Below are 5,301 nucleotides of genomic sequence, written 5' to 3'. Positions count from 1 at the left end.
AGAAAGTTCTTCATAATCTCGTTTCTCTGCTGCTGACAACGAAGCAGCGACGCGGTAAGCAAAGCGAACCGCGGCAAGTTCTTTAACAAACAAACAACCGATAAGTGTGGGCGCTTGATAGCGGACGCGGGAGACTTCGGTCTTCTAGCTTACAAGTTATAAAGTGCTCGCACAGTAAACATGTTCGGTTCTTCTTCGGGAGGATCGAGTCAGTTTTCTGAGAGTGAGCGACCGCTCGAAAGAGCGAGGTTTCAGCAGGTAACTGCGCGGAACCACACAGGTATTGAACTGAAGAGTTTGATCCTGGCTCAGATTGAACGCTGGCGGCATGCCTTACACATGCAAGTCGAACGGCAGCACGGGAGCAATCCTGGTGGCGAGTGGCGAACGGGTGAGTAATACATCGGAACGTGCCCTGTCGTGGGGGATAACTAGTCGAAAGATTAGCTAATACCGCATACGACCTGAGGGTGAAAGCGGGGGACCGTAAGGCCTCGCGCGATAGGAGCGGCCGATGTCTGATTAGCTAGTTGGTGAGGTAAGAGCTCACCAAGGCGACGATCAGTAGCTGGTCTGAGAGGACGATCAGCCACACTGGGACTGAGACACGGCCCAGACTCCTACGGGAGGCAGCAGTGGGGAATTTTGGACAATGGGGGCAACCCTGATCCAGCAATGCCGCGTGTGTGAAGAAGGCCTTCGGGTTGTAAAGCACTTTTGTCCGGAAAGAAATCCCCTGGGCTAATACCTCGGGGGGATGACGGTACCGGAAGAATAAGCACCGGCTAACTACGTGCCAGCAGCCGCGGTAATACGTAGGGTGCGAGCGTTAATCGGAATTACTGGGCGTAAAGCGTGCGCAGGCGGTTTTGTAAGACAGGCGTGAAATCCCCGAGCTCAACTTGGGAATGGCGCTTGTGACTGCAAGGCTAGAGTATGTCAGAGGGGGGTAGAATTCCACGTGTAGCAGTGAAATGCGTAGAGATGTGGAGGAATACCGATGGCGAAGGCAGCCCCCTGGGACGTCACTGACGCTCATGCACGAAAGCGTGGGGAGCAAACAGGATTAGATACCCTGGTAGTCCACGCCCTAAACGATGTCAACTAGTTGTTGGGGATTCATTTCTTCAGTAACGTAGCTAACGCGTGAAGTTGACCGCCTGGGGAGTACGGTCGCAAGATTAAAACTCAAAGGAATTGACGGGGACCCGCACAAGCGGTGGATGATGTGGATTAATTCGATGCAACGCGAAAAACCTTACCTACCCTTGACATGCCACTAACGAAGCAGAGATGCATCAGGTGCTCGAAAGAGAAAGTGGACACAGGTGCTGCATGGCTGTCGTCAGCTCGTGTCGTGAGATGTTGGGTTAAGTCCCGCAACGAGCGCAACCCTTGTCTCTAGTTGCTACGAAAGGGCACTCTAGAGAGACTGCCGGTGACAAACCGGAGGAAGGTGGGGATGACGTCAAGTCCTCATGGCCCTTATGGGTAGGGCTTCACACGTCATACAATGGTGCGTACAGAGGGTTGCCAACCCGCGAGGGGGAGCTAATCCCAGAAAACGCATCGTAGTCCGGATCGTAGTCTGCAACTCGACTACGTGAAGCTGGAATCGCTAGTAATCGCGGATCAGCATGCCGCGGTGAATACGTTCCCGGGTCTTGTACACACCGCCCGTCACACCATGGGAGTGGGTTTTGCCAGAAGTAGTTAGCCTAACCGCAAGGAGGGCGATTACCACGGCAGGGTTCATGACTGGGGTGAAGTCGTAACAAGGTAGCCGTATCGGAAGGTGCGGCTGGATCACCTCCTTTCAAGAGCGTGCAGAAGTTGTTGAGCGTTCACACTTATCGGTTTGTTTGGTGTTACAGCCAAGGGTCTGTAGCTCAGGTGGTTAGAGCACCGTCTTGATAAGGCGGGGGTCGTAGGTTCAAGTCCTACCAGACCCACCAAGTTATCGGGGGATTAGCTCAGCTGGGAGAGCACCTGCTTTGCAAGCAGGGGGTCGTCGGTTCGATCCCGTCATCCTCCACCACTACCTTGGATTGGTCAGTCCAAAGGCAAGCGCTTTGAGAGAAAAGCGTTTGCCTTTGGCTTTGCCAAGACGATGGAAACATCGGCTGTTCTTTAACAATATGGGATGTAGTAAAGGTGTCGTGAGCGTTGATGAGACGCTGCAGTAAAAACACGATACCGGGTTGTGATTGTATCAACCAAATGTATTTTAAAGTGATCGAAAGATGACTTGGAATACGGCACAAATGCGAGAACTCAACCTGTAGGAAGCGTGACTCGAAAGAGACACACTTGTTATAGGGTCAAGCGAACAAGTGCATGTGGTGGATGCCTTGGCGATCACAGGCGATGAAGGACGCGGTAGCCTGCGAAAAGCTTCGGGGAGCTGGCAAACAAGCTTTGATCCGGAGATGTCCGAATGGGGAAACCCGGCCCGTATGGGTCATCCCTGACTGAATCCATAGGTCAGGGAAGCGAACGCGGCGAACTGAAACATCTAAGTAGCTGCAGGAACAGAAATCAACCGAGATTCCCAAAGTAGTGGCGAACGAAATGGGAAGAGCCTTGTACTCTTTAGCAGTGTTGTTAGCAGAACGGTCTGGAAAGGCCGGCCATAGCAGGTGATAGCCCTGTATGCGAAAACAGCGTTGTGGAACTAGGTGTACGACAAGTAGGGCGGGACACGTGAAATCCTGTCTGAAGATGGGGGGACCATCCTCCAAGGCTAAATACTCGTGATCGACCGATAGTGAACCAGTACCGTGAGGGAAAGGCGAAAAGAACCCCGGGAGGGGAGTGAAATAGATCCTGAAACCGCATGCATACAAACAGTCGGAGCCTGGAAACGGGTGACGGCGTACCTTTTGTATAATGGGTCAGCGACTTACATTCAGTGGCAAGCTTAACCGATTAGGGAAGGCGTAGCGAAAGCGAGTCCGAATAGGGCGTTCAGTCGCTGGGTGTAGACCCGAAACCAGACGATCTATCCATGGCCAGGTTGAAGGTGCGGTAACACGTACTGGAGGACCGAACCCACTAACGTTGAAAAGTTAGGGGATGAGCTGTGGATAGGGGTGAAAGGCTAAACAAGTCTGGAAATAGCTGGTTCTCTCCGAAAACTATTTAGGTAGTGCCTCGTGTCTCACCTTCGGGGGTAGAGCACTGTCATGGTTGGGGGGTCTATTGCTGATTACCCCGCCATAGCAAACTCCGAATACCGAAGAGTGCAATCACGGGAGACAGACATCGGGTGCTAACGTCCGGTGTCAAGAGGGAAACAACCCAGACCGCCAGCTAAGGTCCCAAAGATTGGCTAAGTGGGAAACGAAGTGGGAAGGCTAAAACAGTCAGGAGGTTGGCTTAGAAGCAGCCACCCTTTAAAGAAAGCGTAATAGCTCACTGATCGAGTCGTCCTGCGCGGAAGATGTAACGGGGCTAAGCCAGTCACCGAAGCTGCGGACGCACGTAAGTGCGTGGTAGGAGAGCGTTCTGTAAGCCTGTGAAGGTGTCTTGTAAAGGATGCTGGAGGTATCAGAAGTGCGAATGCTGACATGAGTAGCGATAAAGGGGGTGAAAAGCCCCCTCGCCGTAAGCCCAAGGTTTCCTACGCAACGTTCATCGGCGTAGGGTGAGTCGGCCCCTAAGGCGAGGCAGAGATGCGTAGCTGATGGGAAGCAGGTTAATATTCCTGCACCGTCGTATGATGCGATGGGGGGACGGATCGCGGAAGGTTGTCCGGGTGTTGGAAGTCCCGGTCCCTGTATTGGAGAAGGCGCTTAGGCAAATCCGGGCGCGGAATTCAAGGATATGGGGCGAGCGGCCTAGTGCTGCGAAGCAATTGGAAGTGGTTCCAAGAAAAGCCTCTAAGCTTCAGTCATACGAGACCGTACCGCAAACCGACACAGGTGGGCGAGATGAGTATTCTAAGGCGCTTGAGAGAACTCGGGAGAAGGAACTCGGCAAATTGGTACCGTAACTTCGGGATAAGGTACGCCCTTGTAGCTTGACTGGCCTGCGCCAGGAGGGTGAAGGGGTTGCAATAAAATGGTGGCTGCGACTGTTTAATAAAAACACAGCACTCTGCAAACACGAAAGTGGACGTATAGGGTGTGACGCCTGCCCGGTGCCGGAAGATTAAATGATGGGGTGCAAGCTCTTGATTGAAGTCCCGGTAAACGGCGGCCGTAACTATAACGGTCCTAAGGTAGCGAAATTCCTTGTCGGGTAAGTTCCGACCTGCACGAATGGCGTAACGATGGCCACACTGTCTCCTCCCGAGACTCAGCGAAGTTGAAGTGTTTGTGATGATGCAATCTCCCCGCGGCTAGACGGAAAGACCCCATGAACCTTTACTGTAGCTTTGCATTGGACTTTGAACCGATCTGTGTAGGATAGGTGGGAGGCTTTGAAGCGTGGACGCTAGTCTGCGTGGAGCCGACCTTGAAATACCACCCTGGTTTGTTTGAGGTTCTAACCTTGGCCCGTGAATCCGGGTCGGGGACAGTGCATGGTAGGCAGTTTGACTGGGGCGGTCTCCTCCCAAAGTGTAACGGAGGAGTTCGAAGGTACGCTTGGTACGGTCGGACATCGTACCTAAAGTGCAATGGCAAAAGCGTGCTTAACTGCGAGACCGACAAGTCGAGCAGGTGCGAAAGCAGGACATAGTGATCCGGTGGTTCTGAATGGAAGGGCCATCGCTCAACGGATAAAAGGTACTCTGGGGATAACAGGCTGATACCGCCCAAGAGTTCATATCGACGGCGGTGTTTGGCACCTCGATGTCGGCTCATCTCATCCTGGGGCTGTAGCCGGTCCCAAGGGTATGGCTGTTCGCCATTTAAAGAGGTACGTGAGCTGGGTTTAAAACGTCGTGAGACAGTTTGGTCCCTATCTGCCGTGGGCGTTGGAATCTTGACGGGGGCTGCTCCTAGTACGAGAGGACCGGAGTGGACGTACCGCTGGTGTACCTGTTGTCTCGCCAGAGGCATCGCAGGGTAGCTATGTACGGAAGAGATAACCGCTGAAAGCATCTAAGCGGGAAACTCGCCTGAAGATGAGGATTCCCTGGAGGCTTGACCTCCTTGAAGGGTCGTTCGAGACCAGGACGTTGATAGGCTGGGTGTGGAAGCGCAGTAATGCGTTAAGCTAACCAGTACTAATTGCCCGTAAGGCTTGATCCTATAACCAGTGTGTTTCTGCCTGGTTGACGTATCGCGTGCCGCTGCTCAGCAGCCTGGCCGGTACCGTCACAACCTGACTACATCCCTATTCGTTGCGTTGGCC

Annotated in this window: 2 tRNA genes and 2 rRNA genes; all 4 read left to right on the top strand. The window is 53.2% G+C overall.

Features of this window, described 5'->3' with window-relative positions:
* The first annotated feature begins 285 nt into the window (after nucleotides 1-285).
* The 4 genes from AC3WXD_RS34860 to AC3WXD_RS34845 all read left to right on the top strand — a co-directional run bounded on the left by AC3WXD_RS34860 (nucleotide 286) and on the right by AC3WXD_RS34845 (nucleotide 5,198).
* Nucleotides 286-1,817, top strand: a 16S ribosomal RNA gene (locus AC3WXD_RS34860).
* Nucleotides 1,818-1,878: 61 nt separating this feature from the next.
* Nucleotides 1,879-1,955, top strand: a tRNA-Ile gene (locus AC3WXD_RS34855).
* Between the two features lie 7 nt (nucleotides 1,956-1,962).
* A tRNA-Ala gene (locus AC3WXD_RS34850) sits at nucleotides 1,963-2,038 on the top strand.
* Nucleotides 2,039-2,319: 281 nt separating this feature from the next.
* Nucleotides 2,320-5,198, top strand: a 23S ribosomal RNA gene (locus AC3WXD_RS34845).
* The 16S and 23S rRNA genes sit together here with 2 tRNA genes alongside, the layout of an rRNA operon.
* Nucleotides 5,199-5,301 lie beyond the last annotated feature (103 nt).

It is taken from the genome of Cupriavidus sp. FW216-B1, assembly GCF_058789195.1.
Note: the sequence above shows the minus strand (reverse complement) of the source record. Positions and strands in the feature narration are given on the sequence as shown.